At 67.8% G+C, this 22,045-nt stretch carries 22 protein-coding genes; 15 read left to right on the top strand and 7 right to left on the bottom strand.

Going from position 1 to position 22,045, the window contains the following annotated elements; translation table 11 throughout:
- Positions 1–13: 13 nt before the first annotated feature.
- Positions 14–1,018 (top strand): LacI family DNA-binding transcriptional regulator, encoded by a 1,005-nt coding sequence (locus ACWDX9_RS04910; RefSeq protein ID WP_449949160.1) that lies wholly within the window; start codon positions 14–16, stop codon positions 1,016–1,018.
- A gap of 211 nt (positions 1,019–1,229) precedes the next feature.
- A complete protein-coding gene (locus tag ACWDX9_RS04905) occupies positions 1,230–4,133 on the top strand; it encodes a tetratricopeptide repeat protein (protein ID WP_449949157.1) in 2,904 nt (967 codons plus the stop codon).
- A gap of 64 nt (positions 4,134–4,197) precedes the next feature.
- Here ACWDX9_RS04905 and ACWDX9_RS04900 read toward each other — a convergent pair whose 3' ends face one another.
- Positions 4,198–4,578: a winged helix-turn-helix transcriptional regulator gene (locus ACWDX9_RS04900; protein ID WP_350728579.1), complete on the bottom strand. Its 381-nt coding sequence runs from the start codon at positions 4,576–4,578 to the stop codon at positions 4,198–4,200.
- 131 nt (positions 4,579–4,709) lie between these two features.
- Here ACWDX9_RS04900 and ACWDX9_RS04895 point away from each other — a divergent pair, with 131 nt between their 5' ends.
- Positions 4,710–5,126, top strand: coding sequence for a RidA family protein (locus ACWDX9_RS04895; protein WP_449949155.1), 417 nt, complete (start codon positions 4,710–4,712; stop codon positions 5,124–5,126).
- Positions 5,127–5,200: 74 nt separating this feature from the next.
- Here ACWDX9_RS04895 and ACWDX9_RS04890 read toward each other — a convergent pair whose 3' ends face one another.
- The gene (locus ACWDX9_RS04890) at positions 5,201–5,848 is read right to left on the bottom strand and encodes a response regulator (protein WP_449949153.1); all 648 of its coding nucleotides are present in this window, start codon (positions 5,846–5,848) and stop codon (positions 5,201–5,203) included.
- Between the two features lie 4 nt (positions 5,849–5,852).
- Complete coding sequence (locus ACWDX9_RS04885) at positions 5,853–6,971, bottom strand: sensor histidine kinase (RefSeq protein ID WP_449949150.1); 1,119 nt, start codon at positions 6,969–6,971, stop codon at positions 5,853–5,855.
- Between the two features lie 160 nt (positions 6,972–7,131).
- Here ACWDX9_RS04885 and ACWDX9_RS04880 point away from each other — a divergent pair, with 160 nt between their 5' ends.
- From ACWDX9_RS04880 to ACWDX9_RS04860, 5 genes are all read left to right on the top strand, one after another.
- A complete protein-coding gene (locus tag ACWDX9_RS04880) occupies positions 7,132–7,845 on the top strand; it encodes an ABC transporter ATP-binding protein (RefSeq protein ID WP_449949147.1) in 714 nt (237 codons plus the stop codon).
- Positions 7,842–8,603: a hypothetical protein gene (locus tag ACWDX9_RS04875; protein ID WP_449949144.1), complete on the top strand. Its 762-nt coding sequence runs from the start codon at positions 7,842–7,844 to the stop codon at positions 8,601–8,603. Before ACWDX9_RS04880 ends, ACWDX9_RS04875 begins: the two co-directional genes overlap by 4 nt.
- 1 nt (position 8,604) lies before the next feature.
- Positions 8,605–8,772 carry a hypothetical protein gene (locus ACWDX9_RS04870; RefSeq protein ID WP_449949141.1) on the top strand — a complete coding sequence of 56 codons (168 nt, stop codon included), beginning with the start codon at positions 8,605–8,607 and terminating at the stop codon, positions 8,770–8,772.
- 371 nt (positions 8,773–9,143) lie between these two features.
- The gene (locus ACWDX9_RS04865; protein ID WP_449949138.1) at positions 9,144–9,968 is read left to right on the top strand and encodes a phosphotransferase enzyme family protein; all 825 of its coding nucleotides are present in this window, start codon (positions 9,144–9,146) and stop codon (positions 9,966–9,968) included.
- Between the two features lie 284 nt (positions 9,969–10,252).
- On the top strand, positions 10,253–10,654 hold the full coding sequence (locus ACWDX9_RS04860) for a DUF1801 domain-containing protein (protein ID WP_449949135.1): 402 nt from the start codon (positions 10,253–10,255) through the stop codon (positions 10,652–10,654).
- Positions 10,655–10,947: 293 nt separating this feature from the next.
- On the opposite strand, the gene ACWDX9_RS04855 is transcribed toward ACWDX9_RS04860, so the two are convergent.
- Positions 10,948–12,258, bottom strand: coding sequence for an FAD-binding protein (locus ACWDX9_RS04855; RefSeq protein ID WP_449949132.1), 1,311 nt, complete (start codon positions 12,256–12,258; stop codon positions 10,948–10,950).
- Between ACWDX9_RS04855 and ACWDX9_RS04850 the strand changes: the two genes are divergently transcribed.
- Positions 12,248–12,427, top strand: a complete 180-nt coding sequence (locus ACWDX9_RS04850) for a hypothetical protein (RefSeq protein ID WP_449949129.1) — start codon at positions 12,248–12,250, stop codon at positions 12,425–12,427. The genes ACWDX9_RS04855 and ACWDX9_RS04850 overlap by 11 nt on opposite strands.
- Before the next feature lie 53 nt (positions 12,428–12,480).
- Here the strand turns inward: ACWDX9_RS04850 and ACWDX9_RS04845 are convergent, their stop codons facing one another.
- Both ACWDX9_RS04845 and ACWDX9_RS04840 read right to left on the bottom strand, forming a co-directional pair.
- Positions 12,481–12,891 carry a DUF4267 domain-containing protein gene (locus ACWDX9_RS04845; RefSeq protein WP_449949126.1) on the bottom strand — a complete coding sequence of 137 codons (411 nt, stop codon included), beginning with the start codon at positions 12,889–12,891 and terminating at the stop codon, positions 12,481–12,483.
- 42 nt (positions 12,892–12,933) lie between these two features.
- Positions 12,934–13,575, bottom strand: coding sequence for a hemerythrin domain-containing protein (locus ACWDX9_RS04840; protein WP_449949123.1), 642 nt, complete (start codon positions 13,573–13,575; stop codon positions 12,934–12,936).
- 102 nt (positions 13,576–13,677) lie between these two features.
- Between ACWDX9_RS04840 and ACWDX9_RS04835 the strand changes: the two genes are divergently transcribed.
- The 6 genes from ACWDX9_RS04835 to ACWDX9_RS04810 all read left to right on the top strand — a co-directional run bounded on the left by ACWDX9_RS04835 (position 13,678) and on the right by ACWDX9_RS04810 (position 21,065).
- A complete protein-coding gene (locus tag ACWDX9_RS04835) occupies positions 13,678–16,890 on the top strand; it encodes a BTAD domain-containing putative transcriptional regulator (protein WP_449949120.1) in 3,213 nt (1,070 codons plus the stop codon).
- A 431-nt stretch (positions 16,891–17,321) separates the two neighbouring features.
- Positions 17,322–17,864, top strand: coding sequence for a winged helix-turn-helix domain-containing protein (locus ACWDX9_RS04830; protein ID WP_449949117.1), 543 nt, complete (start codon positions 17,322–17,324; stop codon positions 17,862–17,864).
- The gene (locus ACWDX9_RS04825; RefSeq protein ID WP_449949307.1) at positions 17,774–18,400 is read left to right on the top strand and encodes an IS630 family transposase; all 627 of its coding nucleotides are present in this window, start codon (positions 17,774–17,776) and stop codon (positions 18,398–18,400) included. The genes ACWDX9_RS04830 and ACWDX9_RS04825 overlap by 91 nt, the downstream gene beginning before the upstream one ends.
- Before the next feature lie 272 nt (positions 18,401–18,672).
- Positions 18,673–19,506, top strand: coding sequence for an AlbA family DNA-binding domain-containing protein (locus ACWDX9_RS04820; protein ID WP_449949114.1), 834 nt, complete (start codon positions 18,673–18,675; stop codon positions 19,504–19,506).
- Between the two features lie 45 nt (positions 19,507–19,551).
- Positions 19,552–20,157: a TIR domain-containing protein gene (locus tag ACWDX9_RS04815; RefSeq protein WP_449949111.1), complete on the top strand. Its 606-nt coding sequence runs from the start codon at positions 19,552–19,554 to the stop codon at positions 20,155–20,157.
- Entirely contained in the window at positions 20,148–21,065 is a 918-nt protein-coding gene (locus ACWDX9_RS04810) for a DUF4231 domain-containing protein (RefSeq protein WP_449949108.1), read from the top strand. The genes ACWDX9_RS04815 and ACWDX9_RS04810 overlap by 10 nt, the downstream gene beginning before the upstream one ends.
- 55 nt (positions 21,066–21,120) lie before the next feature.
- On the opposite strand, the gene ACWDX9_RS04805 is transcribed toward ACWDX9_RS04810, so the two are convergent.
- A complete protein-coding gene (locus ACWDX9_RS04805) occupies positions 21,121–21,558 on the bottom strand; it encodes a winged helix-turn-helix domain-containing protein (RefSeq protein ID WP_449949304.1) in 438 nt (145 codons plus the stop codon).
- Between the last annotated feature and the right edge of the window lie 487 nt (positions 21,559–22,045).

The raw sequence follows: 22,045 nt of genomic DNA, 5'->3' as shown, positions 1-22,045 counted from the left end.
GTACAATCGGCCGGTGCCGTCCAACCGCAAGGGCAGTGTTCGGCTGAGTGACGTGGCTGCGATTGCAGGAGTGTCGCTCTCGACTGCCTCGAAAGTGCTCAACGGAACGGACCGGATTTCCGAGGCGACGCGCGCGCGGGTGCTCGCCGTCGCCGAACGCCTCGACTTCAGGCCAAATGCGCTCGCGCGTTCCTTCGCGCTGGGCCGCAGCCGCACGGTCGGCGTGCTCACCCACCGCGCGGACAGTACGTTTTCCGGGCCCGTGGTCATAGGCGCGGTCCTGCAACTCGGCAGGCTCCAACAAGCCGCCCTCGTCTTCGACGAAGACGTTCTCGTCCATCGCGAGATAACCGAAAGCATCCGCCAGTTCCAGGCTCGCCAAATTGACGGACTCATCGTCATCGGGGACGGGCACGAGCGCCGATCACCGTCGATCACGCACCATTTCACCGTGCCGGTGACATACGCCTTCGCGGCCTCCGATCATCCCGAAGACGTCGTCTTCCTGCCGGACAACGAGGGCGCGGGAGCTCTCGCCACTCGCCATTTGATCGAACGCGGGCGCACACATATCGCCCACCTCACCGGCAATCCGTCGAGTATCGCCGTAGGCCTGCGGGAGCGCGGCATGCTCAGCGCGCTGAACGAGGCCGGGCTCCGCCCTGCCGCTCCGACCCGTTATGGCTCCTGGACCGAGGGGTCCGGGGTCAAGGCCATGCAGGAACTGCTCGACTCCGGTGCGAAGGTCGACGCGGTGTTCTGCGGCAATGACCACATCGCGCGCGGCGTACTCGATGTCTGTGAGGCCAAGGGTCTACGCGTACCGCAAGATCTGTCAGTTGTCGGAGTCGACAACTGGGAGGGAATCATCGTCGACCAAGGGGTCCGGCGGCTGACGACAATTGACCTCGAGCTCAGGTCCATGGGACAACTCGCCGCCGCGAACGTTCTCGCCGACGACCGCACTCCGGGGGAACATTTCGTCCCTCCCACACTCGTGCTCGGCCCGTCGTCTTAATCACGTATTTTTCCGCCCCTGATCCAGTTGATCGGGGGCGGCTCCAGCCGGCGCCTGATCGTATTCTGGTAAGAAGCCCGTTGCTGATCACCGGGACCTGGTAACCGGATGCCATCAATCCCAGCCTTTCCGTTGATACGGCGTGCTCTGGCGCGATGCTGGTGTGATGGGGCGTCGGCTCAAGAACCTGACAACTCTGAAGAGCCCGTTGGTGTTGGGCACAGTGGCCAGTTTCGGCGCCGGGGTAACGCCCTTGGTGGTGCCGGGGGACTGGCCGTTCGCGTGGCGGGCACTGATCGCGGCCGTGGCGGCCGCGTTGGCCGGCGCCAGCGGATCGTACTTCGGTGTGGTGCTGACCCGGGCCGAGGGCGCTGCGGCGGCCGTCGAGGCGCTGCACTTGGTTCTCGACCCGCTGAACCCTCCGCAGCTCCACCACCCGCAGAGCCCGGCCGGCGGGGAGCGCAGCGTGTTCGAGTTGCTGCTCCCGCAGTCGTGCCCGACCCCGTTCTGGGGGCGACGCGGCGAGCGGGACCGGTGGCGGGCCTGGTGCCAGGAGGAGGCGGTGTCGGGGCTCCTGGTCGTGGACGGTCCGGGCGGGTGCGGCAAGACCCGGCTGGCATTACGGGCCGCCCAAGAGGCCGCCGCGAATGGGTGGGTGACCGGATGGCTGCGCGAGGGCAAGGCCGCCGACCTGGTCGACGCGGCCGCCGCGGTGGCCGACCGCCGGGTGCTGGTCCTGGTCGACAACGCCGACACCCGGACCGACCTTGCGAACCTGCTGGGCGCGCTGGCGCGGTACCAGGGGCGGGCCCTGCTGCGGGTGGTGTTGATCACCCGGCACGGCGTCGAACTCGGCCAGGCGCTCCAAGCTCACATCCCCGAACGACACGCGCAGCTGGTGAAGAGCGCCCCGGCGATGTCGCTGCTGCCGTTGGGTGAGACCTCCGACCTGATCCGCTGGTACGGCGAAGCCGTACGCGCCTTCGCATCCGCGTGGGGGACGCCGGCGCCACCGGTCTCCGACACGAACGCGCCGGTCCGCGAAGGCCAGACCATGGCAGAGATGCTGGCCCAGGCGATGGTGACGGTGCTACGCCGAGCCTCGCCGACCGGCTCACCCGCACCCCTGGATGAGGTCGCCGAGGTACTGTTCGAGCACGAGGCACGCTGGTGGCGCGGCACCGCCGCCCTGGACCGGTGGGCGCTCGGCCCGGTCACCGACATGCTGCTGGCCCGGGTCATGGCCGGCCTGGCCCTGTTCGCCCCCGCCGACGAGCCGACCGCCGTCGGAGTGCTGCGGCGCGTCCCGGAACTGACCGACGCGCCCGCCGAACGGGTCACCAACCTGGTCCGCTGGGCTCACGCCCTCTATCCGCCCACCACGGGGGCGGGACTGCGGATCGGCCCGAACCTGCTGACCGACTGGTTCGTCACCACCAGCCTGACCCGAACCGAGGACGACCGCCATTTCGCCCGCCACCTGCTGAACGACCCGACCGAGGAGCAGGCCGCCCGGATCCTGACCCTGCTGGCCCGCGTCGGCGAACATCATCCACCCGCCCGGCTGCTGTTCGAGCAACTGTTGGCCGGCGACCCGGTGCGGCTGGCCCACCACGCGATCTACGCCGCCCTCACCACCGCCACGAACCGTGGCGAGCTGGATCACACCACCGCCACCGCTCTTGCCGCCGCCGACCTCGACTCTGACACCACCACCCGGCTCATTCAGCTCACCCCCGCCTACGCCCTGCCCCGCTGCGCCCTCACCCTGGCCCGCCGCCACCTGCATCACACCCGCGCCACCGGTACCTCACCAGAACTCGCCGATGCCTTGACCGACCTCGTGGTCGCCCTGAACAGAGTGGGTGAGCACCGCGAGGAGGTGCAGGTGGCGCGGGAGGCGCTTGCCCTGTGCCGCGGGCTGGCAGACGGCCATCCCGTGCACCGACCCGCCCTCAACCGAGCCCTGAGCAACTTGGCGGTCGCGCTGGATGGAGTGGGTGAATACCGCGAGGGGATGCAGGTGGCGCGGGAAGCGCTTGCCCTGTGCCGCGGGCTTGCGGACGACGACCCCACCCACCGACCCGTTCTCGGCCGATCCCTGATCAGATTCGCGGTCGCGCTGGCCAGGGTGGGTGAGCACCGGGAGCAGTTGCAGGTGGCACGGGAAGCGGTCGGCCTGCTCCGCGGACTGGCGGACGGCGACCCCGCCCACCGACCCGACCTCGCCCGCGCCCTGACCGACCTCGCGGTCGCGCTGGACGGAGTGGGTGAGCACCGGGAGCAGCTGCAGGTGGCACGGGAGGCGGTCGACCTGTGCCGTGGACTGGTGGATGGCGACCTCATCCACCAACTCGGCCTGGCCTATGCCCTGACCGACCTCGCGAACGCGCTGGCCAGGGTGGGTAGGCGCCGCGAGGAGGTGCAGGTGGCGCGGGAAGCAGTCGGACTGTTCCGTGGGCTGGCGGAGGCCAACCCCGCCCACCGGCACGGCCTCGCCCGCGCCCTGGGCAACTTGTCTTCAGCGCTGGATGGGATAGGTGAGCACCGGGAGCAACTGCAGGTGGCGCGGGAAGCGGTCGGCCTGCTCCGCGGACTGGCGGACGGCAACCCCGCCCACCGACCCGACCTCGCCCACTCCCTGGGCAACCTGTCGGCAGCGCTGGATGGGATAGGTGAGCACCGGGAGCAACTGCAGGTGGCGCGGGAAGCGGTCGGCCTGCTCCGCGGACTGGCGGACGGCAACCCCGCCCTCCGGTCCGACCTCGCCCGCGCCCTGGGCCACCTCGGGGTCGCGCTGGCCAGGGCGGGTGAGCGTCAAGAGCAGGTGGAGGTGGCGCGGGAGGCGGTCGGCGTGTTCCGTGGGCTGGCGGACGGCAACCCCGGCTACCGGCCCGGCCTCGCCCATGCCCTTGGCAACCTGTCGGCCGCGCTGGAGTGGGTGGGTGAGCACCGCGAGCAGATCCAGGTGGCGCGGGAAGTGGTCGACCTGTACCGGGAACTCGCCGCCCACGACCCCGAACTGTTCCAGCAGCCATATGTTGACAACCGCGCCGCTCTACGGCGGTTGCTCCCTCAACCCGGCGACGAACACGACATCACCTTTGATCTGTGAACGACCGGGCGCCGTGCACACGACTTCTCGCCATGGGCACCTCGTCCCCGCCGTACGTGAGCCGTCAGGCGTCGAAGCCGCGGCGGGCGGCCTCGATGTGACCGAAGTACTGGTGGGTCCAGCCGCAGATCAGGTCGACCGTCGCCCGCAGGGCCTGGCCCGGCTCGGTGAGGGTGTACTCCACCCGCGGCGGCACGGTGGGGTAGACCTTTCGCTCGGCCAGGCCGTTGCGCTCCAGCATGCGCAGGTTCTGGGTGAGCATCTTGTGGCTGATGCCCTCGACCTCGTCCCGCAGCTCGCTGAAGCGCAGGGTGCGCTCACCGAGCGCCTCGATGATCAGCAACGCCCACTTGTTGGCGACATCCGAGAAGATCTCCCGCGCCAGGGAGTCCGCGCGCCTCAGATCCGCCTCATCGGACGAGCCCATGAACTGCTTGGTCACCATCGGGTTCCCCAGTCACTGAAAAGTTCGTTCTTCCACGTCAGCGAACACTCTCCTATGGTTTCCCAGTAACCGCAAGAGACCACGAAGGCAAGTTGTCCGCTTTGCGCTCAGCCGACGCCACGAAAAGACCGATGGGAAATCTCATGGCCGTCTCGCTCATCAACCCTGACCGGCATGTCCGAGTCCCGATCTACCACCACGTCGCGGTGGCGACGGGCAGCAGGCAGGTCCACATCGCCGGACAAGTCGCCTGGGACGAGAACGGCGAGCTCGTGGCACCGGGCGACCTCGCCGGACAGGTCGCCCAGGTCTACCGCAACGTCGCCAAGGCGCTGGACGCGGCAGGAGCGACGTTCCACGACGTCGTCCGCTTCACGTGGTACGCCGCAGGCTGGAAGAGAGAGATGTACGACGCCTTCACCGCGGGAATCGAACAGGCGGCCCTCGAATTCGATCTCGCCACGCCGCCGCTCGCGCTGATCGGGGTCGACATCCTCTTCGAACCCGGCATTCTCATCGAGGCCGAGGTCACCGCCATCATCGATTGAGGGACGTAGCCCCGGATCCTGGCGGCGGCCGAAAGCGTCACCGCCGTGCCGGCGTCATGCGGGGCATGTCAGCGTCAGAGGAGGCCGGCGTCGCGGATCTTCATGGCGACGTGGACCCGGTTGTCGGTGCCGAGTTTGGCGAAGATGCGGGTGATGTTGGCCTTCACGGTCGCCACGCTGACCGACAGGGTCGCGGCGATCTCGGCGTTCGAGGCGCCCCTGGCCACCTCGATCGCGACCTCCCGCTCCCGCTCGGTGAGCACGGCCAGCTCCGCCAGCGCCCGCGGCCGGCGCGGCTCGTGGCCGCCGGTGGCGGCGGCGATGACCTGGCGCGCCACGCTCGGCGACAGCACCGGCTCACCCCGCGCCACGGCCCGCACGGCCTCGATCATCTTCGGCGGTGGCGCGTCCTTCAGCAGGAAGCCGTGCGCGCCGAGCCGCAGGGCGCGCAGCACGAGGTCGTCGGCGTCGAACGTCGTCAGCACCAGGATCCGGGGCGGCGCCGGCCGGCTGAGGAGCAGCTCGGTGGTGACGAGGCCGTCCTGCTCCGGCATGCGGATGTCCATCAGCACGACGTCGGGCCGCAGGTCGCGGATCACGTCCATGGCCTGCTTCCCGTTCCCGGCCTCGCCGGCCAGGTCGAGATCGGGCTCGCCGCCCAGGATGAGGCGCAGCCCCGTGCGCACCATCGGGTCGTCGTCCACGATGACCACTCTGATCACGGGTTCAAGCCTCCCACGGCAACCGGGCGTCCAGGACAAACCGCCCATCTCGTACGGCGTGCGTGAGCGTGCCGCCGGCCATCCGGGTCCGTTCCGCCAGCCCCACCAGCCCCAGCCGCCCCCCGGGCCCCGTGGGACCGCCCGGCGGGGCGGCGTTGCTCACCCGGATCCGCAGGCCCTCGCCGGGCCGTCCGCCCAGCTCGGCCGTCACGGGGCTGCCCGGCGCGTGCTTGCGCGCGTTCGTGAGCGCCTCCTGCACGATCCGGTACGCGTGCCGCCCCGTCTGCGCCGGCAGCGCGTCGCGGCAGGAGATGGCGTCGTCCACCTCCACCCGCTGACCGGCGGCCCGTACCTCGTCGAACAGGGCGTCCAGGTGCGCCAGCGTCGGCTGCGGAGGCGCGAGGCCGTCCTCGCGCCGCAGCGTGCCGAGCACGGCGCGCAGCTCGTTGAGCGATTGGTGCGCGTTCTCCTGGATGGCCAGCGCGGCCTCGCGGGTCTGCTCGGGAGACAGGTTCTCGCGGTACGCCAGCCCGCCCGCCAGCATCGCCAGCAGCGAGATCCGGTGCGCCAGCACGTCGTGCATCTCCTGGGCTATCTTGAGCCGTTCCTCCAGCTTGGCCTGTTCCACCCACTGCGCCTGCGCCGCGACCACGGCGGCCTGCCGGGCGGCGGCCAGGTCGCGCCGGCCGGCCAGGTAGAGCCCGAACAGGGTGCTCCCGGCCAGGATCACGGCCGCGGCCACCGCGTACACGAGAGTCAGCAGGCGGTTGTCCGACCACCGCGTGGAGGACACGACGCACAGCCAGAACACGACCGCCACCGTCGCCGTCTGCCGCCAGCGCCGGTACGCGGCCAGCGACCCGTACGCGACGACGGCCGGGCCGAGCGCCGTGAAGGAGAAGGCGGTGGCCAGCGCCGTGGCCAGCGCGGTCTGCCACGGCCCGCGATGCCGCCAGCGCAGCAGGACGAGCGCGGCGACGCCCACGGCCATGTCGACGAACATCCTGGGGGGAGTGCTCGAGGACGCGCGGGTGGCCAGCACGATCAGCGGCAGGGCGAGCGGCAGCGCGGCGAGCAGGTAGGGCAGCGCGGCGGCCGTGCGGTCGGAGGACGAATCGTGCACGCCTCCAGCCTAAGGAGCTCCGGCCTGCGGTTTTAGCGACCTGGGTCTACCGTCGTGCAGACCTGGGCCCACATCCGTCCGCGAGGTCTGGACCCGGGGTGGTCTGGTCGTCGCCCCAGGTCCGATGAGCGGGCGGGTCCCGTTCCTGTGGACTTGCACCGTGATCGAATTCCAGCGCGTCAGCAAGGCGTACAAAGGGGTGAAGGCCCTCGACGACGTGTCCTTCACCGCGCCGCCGGGCGCCGTCACCGGCTTCCTCGGCCCCAACGGGGCCGGAAAATCCACCGCTCTGCGCATCCTGACCGGGCTCACCCGGCCCACGTCTGGCTCGGCGACCGTGCTCGGCCGGCCGTACGCGCGGCTCGACCGCCCCGGCTACGACGTCGGCACGCTGCTCGACGCCGGCGCTCACCATCCCGGCCGTAGCGGCAGGGAGGTGCTCACCCTGGGTGCGCTGATGCTCGGTCTGCCCAGATCGCGCGTCGGCGAGGTCCTGGAGTTGGTAGGCCTGTCCGGGCGCGAGGGCGGGCGGGCCGTCGGCGGCTACTCGCTGGGCATGCGCCAGCGGCTCGGCATCGGCCACGCGCTGCTCGGCCGGCCGCGGGCGCTCGTCCTGGACGAGCCGGTCAACGGCCTCGACCCGCAGGGCATCCAGTGGATGCGCGGGCTGCTGCGCGACCTGGCCGACGGCGGCTGCGCGGTGCTGCTCAGCTCACACCTGCTGCACGAGGTCGAGCAGGTCGCCGACCACGTCGTCATGATCGGCCGTGGCCGGGTGCTGGCCCAGGGCACGGTCGCCGAGCTGAGCCGGGGCCACGGCCTCGAACGGACCTTCCTCGACCTGACCTCCGACGCCGACAGGAGCCCCGCATGACTCGCGAACCGGAGCCCGGCACGGGCCGCATCCCCTTCGGCCGGTTGCTGCGGGCCGAGACCCGCAAGCTGTTCGACACGCGCAGCAGCATGATCATGACGGGGGTCCTGGCCGTCCTGGCGGTCGCGCTCGTCGCCGGCCGGGCCGTCGTGCAGACCGGGCCGCCGAAGCTGTTCACGCTGGCCGGCAGCGCGGCCATCGCACTGGGGATCCTGCTGCCCGTACTGGCCGTGCTGACGGTGACGGCGGAGTGGAGCCACCGTACGGCGCTGACCACGTTCGCGCTGGAACCGCGACGGGCGCGGGTCCTGGCGGCCAAGTGCCTGCCGGCACTGGGCACGGCCGTGGTGGCGTGCCTGTTCGCGCTGGTAGCGGCGGTACCGGCGACGGCCGTCGCGGCGGCGGCCCGGGGCGTGGAGGCATCCTGGTACGTCGCCCCCCAGACCGTGCTCGGGTGGATCGCGGTGATGGTGCTGATGACCGCGCAGGGCCTGGCCATGGGCCTGCTGCTGCTCAACGCCCCGGCGGCCATCGTGATCTGCATGGCCGGTACGGCACTGTGGAGCTTCGTCGCGCAACTCGGCGGGGCGGGCGAGACCCTGGCCGCGTGGCTGGACCTCAACGCGACGACCGACCCGCTCATGGGCGGGGCCTGGACGTGGGAGGCCGCCGCCCGTCTGGTCACGTCGGTGCTGGCCTGGATCGTCATCCCCGGCGGGCTCGGGGTTCTGCGCGTCGTCAGGAAGGACGTGAGCTGACGTGACCTGGACTGGTCTGCCCTGTCAGAGGTACTGGAAGTACTCAGGACCCCCGAGGCGAGCGAGCGCCAAGCCCATCCACCAGGCCCTGATCGTGACCGGCGCCGCCCCGGACGAGCGCGCCCCGACCCGCCTGGCGCAGCGCAACGGGACCGACCGCGCGCCCTGACCACCACCGCGGGCGATCTGGAACTGGCCATCCCCCAACTGCGCACCGGATCGATCTCGGCAAGCACGCGAGCGCCCGTCGGGTCGGCCAGGCCGGGGAAGCCGGTGATGATGGCGGCGTCAGGGTTCTGGTGAAAGGCCCCGCTGGTGGCTTCGGCGGGTCGTCGGCGGCACGGCACGCGGTGCCGAGTTGCAGCAGGAGGGCCTGCAGTTGGCGGCCGAATGCCTTCCCGGGCGCAGCTGGACTTCGCGCCACCGCGGCTCTATCGACAACTTGGTATGGTGCGCAGGTTGCACCACTTTGGAGAGTACGGCAGCGCTCAAGGGAGAGGACACCGGGCGACGATGCAGGCGTCAGAGGTCCCGCGTGCGGTGGCCGCGGCCATGTCGACCGCCTCCTCACTCGGCCTGACGGCCGACGACGCGATCGTGCTTCATGACTCGAACAAGCTCACTCTGCGTCTGCTGCCTTGTGACGTCCTGGCCCGGGTGGCACCTGTGGCGCATCAGGTCGCACAGTTCGAAGTCGAGCTTGCCCAGCGGCTCGCCGACTCCGGGTGCCCTGTGGCTGCTCTCGAGCCTCGAGTGGAGCCACGCGTCTATGAGCGTGATGGCTTCGCGGTCACGCTGTGGACCTACTACGAACCCGTGACGCCTCGAGAGGTCTCAGCAGCCGACTACGCCAATGCGCTCCAACGGCTGCATACCGGCATGCGCGAACTCGATGTCCCGACGCCGCATTTCACGGATCGAGTCGAGCAGGCTCAACAACTCCTGGCGAACCGCGACCAAACTCCGGCGCTCGCCGACGCGGACCGGGAACTGCTCGGCGACACGTTACGAAGCCTGAGACGAGTGATCGGCGAGCGCGGCGGCGCCGAGCAGCTGCTGCACGGCGAGCTACACCCGGGCAACGTGCTCACCACGAAGAACGGGCTCCTGTTCATTGACTTCGAGACATGTTGCCGTGGGCCTGTCGAATTCGACCTCGCCCATGCACCCGAAGAAGTCAGCGAGCACTATCCGGGTGTCGATCAAGACTTGCTGCGCGAGTGCCGAATCCTCGTGCTGGCGATGATCACAACGTGGCGCTGGGATCGAGGCGACCAGCTCCCCAACGGGCGCCGGTTGGGCCAAGAGTGGCTCAGCCAGATCCGAGCAGCGCTCGATCGCAAAGGGCTGGACACCCACGGCTGATCGCGGGCCTCCGAGGTCGTAGCCGACCGGCCGTTGATGTCGGGATCTACCGTGATCCTGGCCTTGACCGGCCTCCTGAAGATGGCCGTGGCGACTGACTGTTGCAGCGCGGTAGCCACGAAGGTCAGGCCTCGCTTTGCGATCTTGCTAGCAGGACGTACTGGGGTTCGCGACGGCCGGGATCGGGGTTCCCACTATGCCCACCGCCATTTGTCGTACCGGCGTGGGAACATGACGCCATGGCGACCTCAAAACAGCCGGTGACGGTCCCGACCGACGCCAGCGTGGACGATTTCCTGGCCGCAGTCTCTGACGAACGCCGGCGGGCCGACGCGGAGCGCCTCGGCACGATCCTGTGCGAGGTGACCGGTGAGCCTGCGGTGATGTGGGGTCCCAGCATCGTCGGCTTCGGCAGCTACCGCTACACCTACGCGAGTGGGCGCACAGGTGACTGGCCCTTGGCGGGCTTCTCGCCACGCAAGCAGCATCTCGTCGTCTATTTGGTGGGTGGGTTCGAGGAGCGGCACGCGTCCGTGCTCGCCCGGCTCGGTCCGCACAAGACTGGAAAGGGATGCCTCTACCTGAAACGGCTCGACGACGTCGACGAGAGCGCGCTGCGCGAGCTCATCGACCGCACGGTGCGGGTGCACAAGGGCGTTGACCAGGCCGCCGACCGCGGTCAATAGCGGTAGCTCATGACTCCGGACTGAGCCGTACACCTCGCATCTCAGGTAACTGAGCGGCACCGCCCACCGGCTCACCGACAAGGAGATCTGAACGACGATGCGCCGGCGGATCTGCTGATCGCCACGGTCCACCGGAAACCCCCTCATTGTGCGAGTCCTTCCTGTGTGGGTGTGCCCTTCACAGTGCTCGCGACAGTGCTCGCGACAGTGCTCGCGGCGACATCTGTCACGCGAGTGCGGTGCGGCCCCGCCGCCCCGGTGGGCGGAGGGGCCGTGACCTGCTGGGAACCGATCTATCCGAGCACCGGGTAGTTCGCGCGGAACACGTTGTGCGGGTCACGGGCCCGCTTGATCTCCCGCAGCCGCGCGAGCGCGCTGCCGGAGAAGGACTTCGCCGCCGTGTCACCCGGGGACAGCAGGGTGTACGGCTTGCGGCCGCTGATGTAGGCCTCCAGGTCGGCCACGACCTCGGCCTGCTTGGCGCGCGTCGCATCGGCCGCGTGCGGCAGGCCGAGCCCCAGCAGGCCGAGCAGGTACGGCTCAGCCACCGCGCCGCTCGCACCGGCCCCGCCGCCCGGCTCGGCGAGCGCCCCGCCCAAGTGCCTGATCTGCACGTTGATGAGTGGTTCGACCGGCTTGGCCAGCAGGAGCTCCACCGCGTCCGCGTCCAGGCCGGTGAGCAGCTCCGCACGAGCGATGGATGGGGCCGGATCGGTGGGCTCGGCGGCGATGGCGCCCAGGTCGGCAACCGGGACGACGCCGCGGCTGTCGGAGATCGCGCCCTCGATCTTGTCGATGCGTACCAGCAGGTCCTCCCCCTGAGCCGCCTCACCCAGGTAGGCCAGATCCAGCGTGACCATCGGCGGCGCGCCGGGTGGCTGGAACCGGTTGATCCAGACACTGAGTTCACGCGGCGCCTCGGCGGTGATCTCCAGGAACGCGTCGTACACCTCCTTGGTCCGGTGCTCCGGCCAGATCACGCGCCCGCCGTACAGGACGGGCGCGGGATACAGCTCGAGTTCGAGGGCGGTCACCACCGCGAAGTCCCCGCCACCGCCGCGCAGCGCCCAGAACAGCTCGGGATCGGACTCGGCGGTCACCCGGCCCGGCTCGCCATCGGCGTCCACGATGTCGATGGCCCGCACGCTGTCGGAGGCGAAGCCGTACTTACGGCTGAACCAGCCGACCCCGCCGCCCAGGGTGTAGCCGGTCACGCTGACCCCCGGCGCGCTGCCGGACAGGCCGGTCAGACCCAGGGGACCGGCCGCTGCCAGCACCTGCCCCCACTTCACGCCCGCGCCCACCCGGACCACGCGCTCCTGTGCGCGTACCTCCACCTCGTTCAGCAGGCCGGTACGCAACAGGATCAGGCCTTCCACATCACCCGAGGCGCCATGCCCGCTCGGCTGCGCGGTCACCGTCATACCCGCCCGCCGCGCGTAACGCACGACCGCCGCCACGTCATCGGCATCCGCGGCCTCTGCCACGGCCGCCACGGACTGCCTGACGGTCAGATTCCACGCGGTGGCCGCCTGTTCGAAGCCGTCGTCATCGGGCAGGAGCACGCGCCCCTTGAGAACACCGCGCAGATCGTTGATCGTCATCGTCGTCTCCTTTTTCGAGCTCTCACAAATGCGGAGGAATACCGTGCTGTTCTGGTCCGGCTCGACCGGCTGCTGGATGGCGGGACGCGCCGAAGGGCTTCGGCCGCCGGACCGCAGGAGCGCGCTGATCGCCGGCATCACCGCGGCGGTGGTGCCGTGGATGCCGTAGGCGACCGCCCTGGGACCGTTGCTGAGCAGCAGCCGACACGCGCCAAGGTGGGGTCAGGCGGGCTGCGGAGCGGCCGCGACCTTGCGGGTCTCGCGCATCATCAGCAGGCCGTTGACCACCATCAGCGTCGCGGTCAGGCCGTGGACGCCGAGCGCGGTGGCCACGGAGCCGTGGTGGGCCAGCACGGTGGTCATGTCGCCGTACGCGGCGAGGGCCTCCACCAGCAGCACCCAGCCCAGTGCCCGGCGGTGGCCCGTCACCAGCAGGATGCCCAGGACCAGAGCCAGGACGACGTCGCGGATTCCCTTGATGATCAGGAAGCCGCCGCCGTCGCCGGACGGCCAGCTCGGCAGGCCGAACGTCGGCGCCGTCGTCTCCGGACTCAGGATGAAATCCGTCCCGAACCAGAGGATGAAGAGGATGAAGGCGGCGGCCAGGACGGTGTTGATCTTCTTCAGTGACATCGTTCTTCTCCTGCGAGGGCTTGGGAGTTCTGTGGGGTCTGGTCAGGCGGCGCGGACGCGGCTGATGTGGCGGGCGTAGCGGGGGCGGCCGATGATGTGCCAGATGCCGCGTACCGGAGCGGGAAGGGCGGACAGGAGCGTGGCGCGCTCGGCCGGGTTCGCGTCCTCCAGGACGAGGCCGAAGAGGGTGAGCAGGGTGAGCTTGGGCGTGTTGGCCACCAGGTGGTCGCCCAGGGAGGCCCACTCCTTTTCGGTGATGTGCTCGGCCGCGAGCGGAAGGAGAGTGGCCTCCTCGTCGTCGAGGTGCTCGAGAAGCACGGCCCGGTGGTCGGCGAGGGCGGCCACGAGCGTGTCGCGCTCGTCCGCCCCGGCGGCGGCCTCCCACGCCGGGACCGCGGCGTCCAGCCTGGTCAGCGTGGCCGCGACGCGCTCGTGCTGTGCCTCCATGCGCAGGACGATGTCGGCCTCCAGATCGACCCGGGACAGCAGCGGCGGCCACAGCAGCTCGTCCTCGCCCTCGTGATGGTTGTGCAGGCCCAGCCGGTATATACGGAAGTGGCCGGCGATCACCTTGGCGCGAGCGGTGTCACCCGGGGCGACGGCCGCGACGAGCTCCATCAGCAGCCGTGACTCGCGGCGAAGGACGCGGTGGACGATCTCCATGTCCCGGGTGTTGACGCTCATCTGTTCCTGCCCTTCATCGGTGGCGATGTGTTCAGGCTGCTCCCGGGTATTTGGAGGGGACTTGGAGCCGATTTGGAACCGCCCACGTACGATGTCCGAATCATGGTTTTCATCCGGGTGCTGGGCTCGTTCGCGACCGAGGTGAACGGCGCGACCGTTCAGCTCGGCGGGCCGCGGCAGCGGGGCGTGCTGGCGTTGCTGGTGGCGGCGCGTGGGCAGGTCGTGCCGGTCGATCGGATGATCGAGGATCTGTGGCGCGGGGAGCCGCCGGCGCGGGCACTGATGTCCTTGCAGGCGTATGTGTCCAACCTGCGCCGGCTGCTGGAGCCCGGGCGCCCGCCGCGCACGTCGGCCCGGCTGCTGGTGAGCTCGCCGCCCGGCTATGCGCTGCGACTGCCGCCGGAGTCGGTGGACGCGTGGCGGTTCGAGGACCTGCTCGACCAGGCCCGTACGGTCACCGACCCGCGTGCCGTCCGGTCTCAACTCGCCGAGGCGTTGGGGCTGTGGCAGGGACCGGCGTTCGCCGAGGTCGCCGACGAGCCGTGGGCCGCCGCCGAGACGGCCCGGCTGAACGAGCTGCGCCTGGTCGCCACCGAGCTGCACGTCGCGGCGGGTCTGCGGATCGGCGACGCTGCCGCGGTGGTCCCCGAGGCCGAGCGGCTCACCCGCGATGAGCCGCTGCGCGAGGAGGGCTGGCGGCTGCACGCCCTGGCGCTGTGGAGCAGTGGCCGCCAAGCCGACGCGCTGGCGACGCTCCGCCGCGCCCGCGGCATCTTCGCCGAGGAGCTCGGCCTCGACCCCGGCCCGGACCTGACGGCGTTGGAGGAGGCGATCCTCACCCAGCGCACGGACGTCCTGCGCGAGACCGTGCCCCCGCCACCGCCGACCGCACCGCTGCCGCGGCCGGCTCCGATCACCGAGGCGCCGTTCGTCGGACGCGAGGCGGAACTGTCGGCACTGGTCACGGCCGCCGCCGAGGCCGCCACCGACGGCGCCCGTATCGCCCTTGTCACCGGCGAGGCCGGGCTCGGCAAGTCGACGCTGCTGGAACACCTGGGCAGGCGGCTCGAACGTGACGGATGGCTGGTCGCCGTCGGCCACTGCCCCGGGGTCGACAGCGCGCCGCCCGCGTGGGCCTGGACCGAGGCGCTGGGAGCCGTTGCCGCCGCCACTCCCCCGGGCGAGTTCGCCGACGGCCTCGCGCCGCTGCTCACCGACACCGAGCCGGTGAACGCCGACGCCACCGCGGGACGGTTCCGCCTGCGCCGGGCCGTGTGGAGATGGCTCGCGGCGGTCGCCGCGGAACGCCCGGTCGCCGTCGTGCTGGACGACCTGCACTGGGCGGACGCCGCCACGCTGGAGCTGCTCGGCGGCGGCCTCGGCATGCGGGCCCCGATCCTGGTCGTCGCCGCGTACCGCGCGGACGAGAGCGGACACCTCACCGAAACGCTGGCCTCCCTCGCGCGCGCCACGCCCCTCCGCCTGGCGCTGCCGGGGCTGAACGACGAGGCCGTCGCGGAGCTCGTACGGACCGAATGCGAGGCCGACGAGAAGACCATCGCAGGGATCGCCGAGCGCACCGGCGGAAACCCGTTCTATGTGCGCGAAAGCGCCCGGCTGCTGAATGGCGAAGGCGCGCTGGTCGCCCTCTCCGAGGTCCCCGAAGGCGTACGGGACGTCCTCCGCCGCCGGCTCGCGCGCCTGCCCGAAGGAGGCGTGTCCATCCTCCGGCTGGCCGCGGTCGCAGGCCGGGAAAGCTCCGTGGACGTCCTCGTGAAGGCCGCCGACACCGACGAGGACGGCGTGATGGACGCGCTGGACGCGGGCGTCATCGCCGGGCTGCTGAACGAGCCCGCCCCCGGACGCGTCCGCTTCGTCCACGCCCTCGTCAGGGACACGCTCATCGCCGACCTCAGCCGCCTCCGCACAGCCCGCATGCACGCCCGGATCGCCGCCGCTCTTGAAGGCACCGACGACATCGCGGCGCTGGCCCACCACTATGCGCGCGCCGGCTCACCAAAGGCCGTCGGCTACTGCGTCCAGGCCGCCGAGCTTGCCGAGGCCCGCTACGCCCACGACGTGGCGGCCGCTCTCCTCACCGACGCCGTCACCAACTCGACCGGACCGGACGAACGCGTCGAACTGCTCGGCAGGCTGCTGCGCGCGCAGATCCGGGCGGGAGCCGTCGGAGCCGCCCGCGAGACACGCCGTGAAGCTGTGGAGTACGCGGAGTCCCTGGGCCGCGACGACCTGATGATCGCCGCATTCACCGCGTGGACGGAGCCGACCACCTGGCAGGCCCGTATGTACGGCACGGTCGATCGGTCCATCGTCGACCGCCTGAGCCGCCTGCTGAAGCGCGACCTGACCCCTCCGGTGCGGTCCCGGCTCCTGATGGCGTACGTGGACGAACTGGCCGGCGAGGACGACCCGACCGTTCTGGAGGCAGCGCAGGAGGCACTCGACCTCGCCACCGGACCCAGGCTGCGGGCCGCGGCGCTCCAGAGCCTGGCCCGAGTCCACGGCGACGCCGAGCTCTGCCGAGAGCTCGTGGCGATCGGCACCGAGCACGACCTGCCCGTCTACCGCGTCACCGGGCTGATCAACCTTGCCACCGTCGCCGCCGCCGCCAACGACCCGGTGACCATGCACCAGGCGACCACCGAGGCCCTGGACCTCGCGCGCACCTACCGAATGCGCGAGGCGATCGCCGTCACCGAGATCACGCTGGCGACCCTGGCGCTCGTCGAAGGCCGATTCGCCGACGCCGAGCGCCTCTACATCAAGGCCGACGAGGGCATGCAGCGCGCCGGATCGGTGCACGCCACGGGCTTTCTCCAACTCGCCCTGGCCACGATCTGGCTGAACGACGGCACGCTCGGTGCGCACCTGGACGACGTGCGCGCCCTCCACACCGTGCTCGGCGCCATGACCTCCGACCTGCTCGCGCTCGCCCTCCACGCCAACGGCCTGGACACCGAAGCCCGCGAGGTCCGCGCGTCATCCAGCCCGATCCGCCCCGACTTCTTCTTCACCTTCCTCACAACGTTGCGCGCGATGGCCATCATCGCCCTGAACGACCGCGACGCCGCCGAGGAGATCTACGCGACGCTGCTTCCGCACCGCAACGACCCCCCGGCGGGCGCCGCGAGCCTGGCGGTGGCGCTGCGCCCGGTCGCCCACACCCTCGGCGAGCTGGCCCTCTTCCTGGGCCGCACCGAGGCCGCCGCCCACTTCACCCAGGCCGCCACGATCGCCGACCAGTGGAACGCACCCCACTGGGCCGCCGAGGCCCGGTTGCGAACGACCACCTAGCCTCCGCCCACGGCGCCGCACGCCGGTGACACAGAAGGTGCAGGACGCCTCCAACACTGGCGGCCGCCCATGATCGCGAGGCAGAGGCCTCCAGCTCAGCGCGGCGACCTGGCGCAGCTCGTTCATCCCGATTCGCTCCCGCAACACCCCGCCGACCTGCTCGTCGGCGATGGCGGGATCGATGAGCAGCGGCACATGCTTGCCATTGGGTGGCACACCCGGAACGCAGAAGGACCTGCGTTTCCGCAGGTCCTTGCCCATCTTTCGATGGAGATCGCGAGTGCCCCCTGTAGGATTCGAACCTACGCACCCGGCTCCGGAGAGGATTACAGGTTCTTCATGTCAAACGCCGCTGACCAGCGACTACACAGGTTGAATGCGTAGAGTCTTCAGGCCGTGCCGGATAGCGCTCGGTGCGATACGACCGTGGTATGCGGTACGGGCAAAGGGGCGGGTACACACCTGCCGAGCAGGAACGGCGAGAGCGTGTACGGCTGCAAGCGGCCGAGTGGTTCGAGGCCGGTGAGTCGACCAAGACAGTCGCCGCACGGTTACGGGTGCACGAGCGGTCGGTGACCCGCTGGCGTAAGGCCTGGCGCGAGGGCGGGACGCAGGCGCTGCGCTCGAAGGGGCCGGTGTCGAAGGAGAAGCTGTCGGACCGGCAGTGGCAACGGTTGGAGGCCGAGTTACGGCGTGGGCCGCTGGCCTGGGGATACGACGAGAACCAGTGCTGGACGCTGGCCCGGGTCAAGACGCTGATCGGACGGCTGTTCCACATCGGCTACACCATCGAGGGCGTGGGCAAGCTGCTGCATCGCCACGGCTGGTCGGTCCAGGTCCCGGCGCGGCGGGCCCTGGAACGGGACGAGGAGGCCATCGCTGCCTGGAAAGAGCAGGTGCGGCCGGTGGTAAAAGCACCGCAGCGGACCTGGGCGCCTACCTCTGCTTCGAAGACGAAGCCGGGCAAGGGCTGAGGCCACCGAAGGGACGCACCTGGGCGCCGGTCGGCACCCGTCCGGTGGTGACGGTCCGCGGCAAGGGCTCCGGCCGGGTCAACATAGCCGGCGTCGTGGCCTACCGAGACGGCGAACGCCCGCACCTGTTCTACGGCCTGCACATCTACCGCGGCCGCAAGGGCGAGCCCAAGTCGTTCTCCTGGATCGACTACCGGGACCTGATCGTGGCCACCCACCAGCACCTGGGCCCACCACTGGTCTGGTGCTGGGACAACCTCAACGTGCACCTGGCCGGCCAGCTCGCCGAGTTCGCCGCCGAGCACGCCGACTGGCTGCGCATCGTCCAGTTACCCGCCTACGCTCCCGAACTGAACCCCGTCGAGGGCGTCTGGTCCCTGCTCCGCCGGGCCCTGGCCAACTTCGCCGTCACCGACCTGCCTGGACTCGTCCGGATCGTCAAACGCAAACTGAAGAAGATCCAGTACCGGCCTCATCTGCTCACCGGCTGCCTGGCGCAGACCGGACTCACCTTCGATCCTCCGGCAAAGACATGACCGACCCTACGAATTCAGCCTGTGTACACGTCTGAACCGTGTGACTATGCTCCGTACGGCCCACAGTTGGCCCATGGATCCGCACGGAGGGTCTCATCAAGCATGGGTCATGTGCGATACGGCCCGGACGCCACATACTTTCTTCCATGGATCCACTTTGCGGGCTGTCCTTCTCCCATGGTCCTCACCGTCGCTATGTGAGGATCTGACGCTTCCCAGTCGATATTCCAGATAGCTACCTGTCGATGACCTCGGCTCGATAGGCTCGTGCCATGCAGGATCTGACTGCCCACGTGCTGCGCCTTCTTGAGGATGGGGAGTCTCAGCGCGTCGAATTCAAAACCAAAATCCCCGATGAACGGATTATGGCGAAGGAGATAGTGGCATTCGCGAACGCTGAAGGTGGAACGCTTATCATCGGCGTTGGTGTCGACGGTGCAGTTATTGGCGTTGATAGTGAAGCCGCTCGAAGATTTCAAGCAAGGCTGATTGGGATAACTGGTCAACTAGGGATTCAGGTCCGAGTTTACGAAGTTCGCCTTGACGGGCTACCTCTTGTCGTGGTCGAAATCCCGGAGGCGCCGGCGTATGCCAAGCCCCTTCGCGTAGCAGACGGGTACGTCTATAGGCGCAAAAATGGCCGCGTTACACGAATTGTCCCTCACGAGAGCGTGCAACCGGGCGTGAGTGTCCCCCGTCGCCTGCGCGTGTTTGTTGCCATGTCTTTTCGATTCGACGAGGAGCCTGCACTGGTCGATTACTATGAGGCGATCAAGCGCGCTATTGATCGCACCGGCTTGCAGATTGAAGCCAAGCGAATCGACCTCATGGAAGGAGATTATGAGATTACAACGGCCATCGGGGAAGAGATAATCAAAAGCGATTTCGTGATAGCCGACTTCACTCTGAATAGCCCGAATGTCTACTATGAAGCAGGGATCGCGAAGGGGGCTGGCAAGTACATCGTCAGATGTGCTCGGCGTGGGACAGAGTTGCCCTTCGACTTGCGTACACATCGGGTACTCATGTATTCCAATGCTACTCAACTCGAACGTAGTCTTATCGATGCTCTTCCTGTGGCGTATGCAGCCGTCCTTGACGGCTGAGCGATTCCACAGGGAGTATATATCCAGGAGAGAAAGGTTGCCGCCATGTGGTCGTCGAGTAGAAATTCACGTGAACGCCTGGTCGAGGCTGCACGACTGGCGGCATATCGCGCAAAGTATTCAGTAAGGAGAAAATGCTTTCTTTCGTACCATGCTGTAGATTCTGACGAAGTAACGAAGTTTATAGACACCTTTGGTTCTTGTTTCATACCTCGCGTGATAGGAGTGACAGAGAATGACCCGCTCATCAATAGTTCTAATAACGACTATGTGATGGACTGTATTCGCGAGAAATATCTTCAAGACTCTACGGTTACTATCGTCTTGATTGGCTCCTGTACGTGGTCACGCAGGTTTGTCGACTGGGAAATATATTCCACGTTGCGTAACGATATCAAGAATCGCCGTAGCGGTTTGATGGGAATCCAGCTTCCATCTGTAGACGGTGCCAGTCCTTCCATTCCTGATAGGTTGTTGGATAACCTGAAGAGCGGAAATGGGGATGGCGCCTATGCGCGCTACTACCGTTATCCAACTACTGAAGCTTCTCTAAGAAACCTCATAGAAGATGCCTTTGCGGCCCGTACGTCGCGAGCTTCACTTATAAACAACTCTCGTGCGAGAAAGCAGCGTAACTCCTCGTGTCCGTAGGATCTGTCAAGCTTGACAACCATGACCTTCCAGCAACTTTCAATAGTGCCGACCAGGCATCTCTAAGCGGTCAGCGTTTTGCTCGCAATCTGGTTAAGTGTGAGCTTTTTTGTCTGGCAATAGCGGCTGCTACCGGTCTTTCCACCTGGCGTGTCGGCGATAAAGCATTAGACGTGCTTGCAGCAGTAGGATTTATTGCCTTTGGTTGCGCGCTTATAGTAAGCACAGTGCGCGTCTATAAGAGGCCAGAAGATATGTGGTATGCGGGTCGAGCTGCCGCAGAGTCTATAAAAACCCTTGCTTGGCGCTATGCCGTAGGCGGCGACCCTTTCTCAAAAACGTTAATTGATAGGGATGTGCGTGTCGAGCTACTGCACCGCATCGAGGAGATTTTCGCTGAGCTGAGGAGCCTCACGCTACCTCCGGTCTCGCCGAATGCTGTAGAGATAACAGATAATATGGCAGCTATTCGAGCGCTGCCTTTTGAGGATCGAAAATCCTTTTACATCAGCGATCGGGTGTCGGACCAAATGGAATGGTACAGCAAGCGGGCCGAGCAGCACAGGAAGGCGGCGAGGACCTGGACGGCCATAACTATCGCGAGCAGTGCAATCGGTTGCCTTATGGGATTTCTGAAATTCATCGGACCCCTGGACGTCGATGTACTTGGATTGGGAGCCGCAATCGCTAGCGCAGCAACGGCTTGGAATCAGTTGAACCAGCACCGAGTCAACTATGCTTCCTATGTTGTCGCGTCGAGAGAGCTGAGTATCATTCGAGATCGCGCCCGGAATACAGAAGAGTCTGAATGGAGTGCCTTTGTGAGCGATGCCGAGGATGCTGTTTCTCGCGAACATACAATGTGGCTCGCACGCCATGGCCATCCCGGTGTCCGCAGGGGAAGATGAGACTTGTTGGGCCTGCATCGAATGCTGCGGAGAGGTTTTCGTACTAGCTAACGCTTCAAGTGCCGGGTGATGGTTCGGGCGGATTCTCAAAAGAGAGCTCAAAGCAATCACCACGCAGGACTCGCCTATGCTTGCGTTGCCCCGGAATGATCTCGAAAACGGGTACGCCCTCGGGCATGCCGCCCAACTCCCGCAGTTCCCCTGGCATCGCCAAGTCCCGCCGCTCATTTGGAGTTGGTATGCGCGCGATCACTCGCGCGCCGGCAGGGACACGGTACGGCTCTCGGGTTGGCTCAGTGGCCACCATCGACCCCCGCTTGCGGACTGTTGTGATTCGTCCCTCGGCTCGGAGGTGCGCCAGCGCGTCGCGGACCGTGTCCCGCCCCACCTCGTACATCTGCGCCAATTGGGACTCTGAGGGCAACCACGCTCCCGGTCGGTAGCGGCCAGCGGTGATGTCGTCGCGGATCGCGTTGGCGACTTGCCGATACACCGGCGCCCCAGAGCTGTAGTCGATCACAACACACAAGTTTCACGCGGCTATATTGCCATGAGCCTTGTGGCCATGAGCCCCTAGATTTAACGTGGGCAAACGTCGGCCCGGGAAGGTTTTTGGCTGACTTCCCTGCCCAACACAACACAGGGAGATCGATTCCGCATGACTTCCATACCCCGACCTGTTTTATTGGCTAGCGCAGCCGGGCATTGTTCACGAGTCCAATCAAGCTGCAGCGCTCGGCGCATTGGTTGAGGTCTTCAAGACAGAGTCGCGTAATATATTGGAGTGGGGACTGCAGCACCCGACTCTATGACCACGATCATGCCACATGTACGCCCTGATCGTTTGAGGCGACTTATTGATATTCTGGGCGTGGCGGGAAATCGGACGACTATTGAGCTGTTGCGTCAGTATGCTGACGACCCTATTCTCGGTCGACCGCGATGATGCAATCAGGAAGTTGAAGGAAGTGTAGTACCCC

The sequence above is a fragment of the Nonomuraea sp. NPDC003201 genome (genome assembly GCF_053590415.1).
Note: the sequence above shows the minus strand (reverse complement) of the source record. Positions and strands in the feature narration are given on the sequence as shown.

Excerpts from the sequence above, each read along its gene's own strand:
- ACWDX9_RS04900 (WP_350728579.1), bottom strand. The coding sequence starts at position 4,578 with ATGGTGACCAAGCAGTTCATGGGCTCGTCCGATGAGGCGGATCTGAGG.
- ACWDX9_RS04895 (WP_449949155.1), top strand. The coding sequence starts at position 4,710 with ATGGGAAATCTCATGGCCGTCTCGCTCATCAACCCTGACCGGCATGTC.
- ACWDX9_RS04875 (WP_449949144.1), top strand. The coding sequence starts at position 7,842 with ATGACTCGCGAACCGGAGCCCGGCACGGGCCGCATCCCCTTCGGCCGG.
- ACWDX9_RS04855 (WP_449949132.1), bottom strand. The coding sequence starts at position 12,258 with ATGACGATCAACGATCTGCGCGGTGTTCTCAAGGGGCGCGTGCTCCTG.
- ACWDX9_RS04845 (WP_449949126.1), bottom strand. The coding sequence starts at position 12,891 with ATGTCACTGAAGAAGATCAACACCGTCCTGGCCGCCGCCTTCATCCTC.
- ACWDX9_RS04840 (WP_449949123.1), bottom strand. The coding sequence starts at position 13,575 with ATGAGCGTCAACACCCGGGACATGGAGATCGTCCACCGCGTCCTTCGC.
- ACWDX9_RS04835 (WP_449949120.1), top strand. The coding sequence starts at position 13,678 with ATGGTTTTCATCCGGGTGCTGGGCTCGTTCGCGACCGAGGTGAACGGC.
- ACWDX9_RS04830 (WP_449949117.1), top strand. The coding sequence starts at position 17,322 with ATGCGGTACGGGCAAAGGGGCGGGTACACACCTGCCGAGCAGGAACGG.
- ACWDX9_RS04820 (WP_449949114.1), top strand. The coding sequence starts at position 18,673 with ATGCAGGATCTGACTGCCCACGTGCTGCGCCTTCTTGAGGATGGGGAG.
- ACWDX9_RS04815 (WP_449949111.1), top strand. The coding sequence starts at position 19,552 with ATGTGGTCGTCGAGTAGAAATTCACGTGAACGCCTGGTCGAGGCTGCA.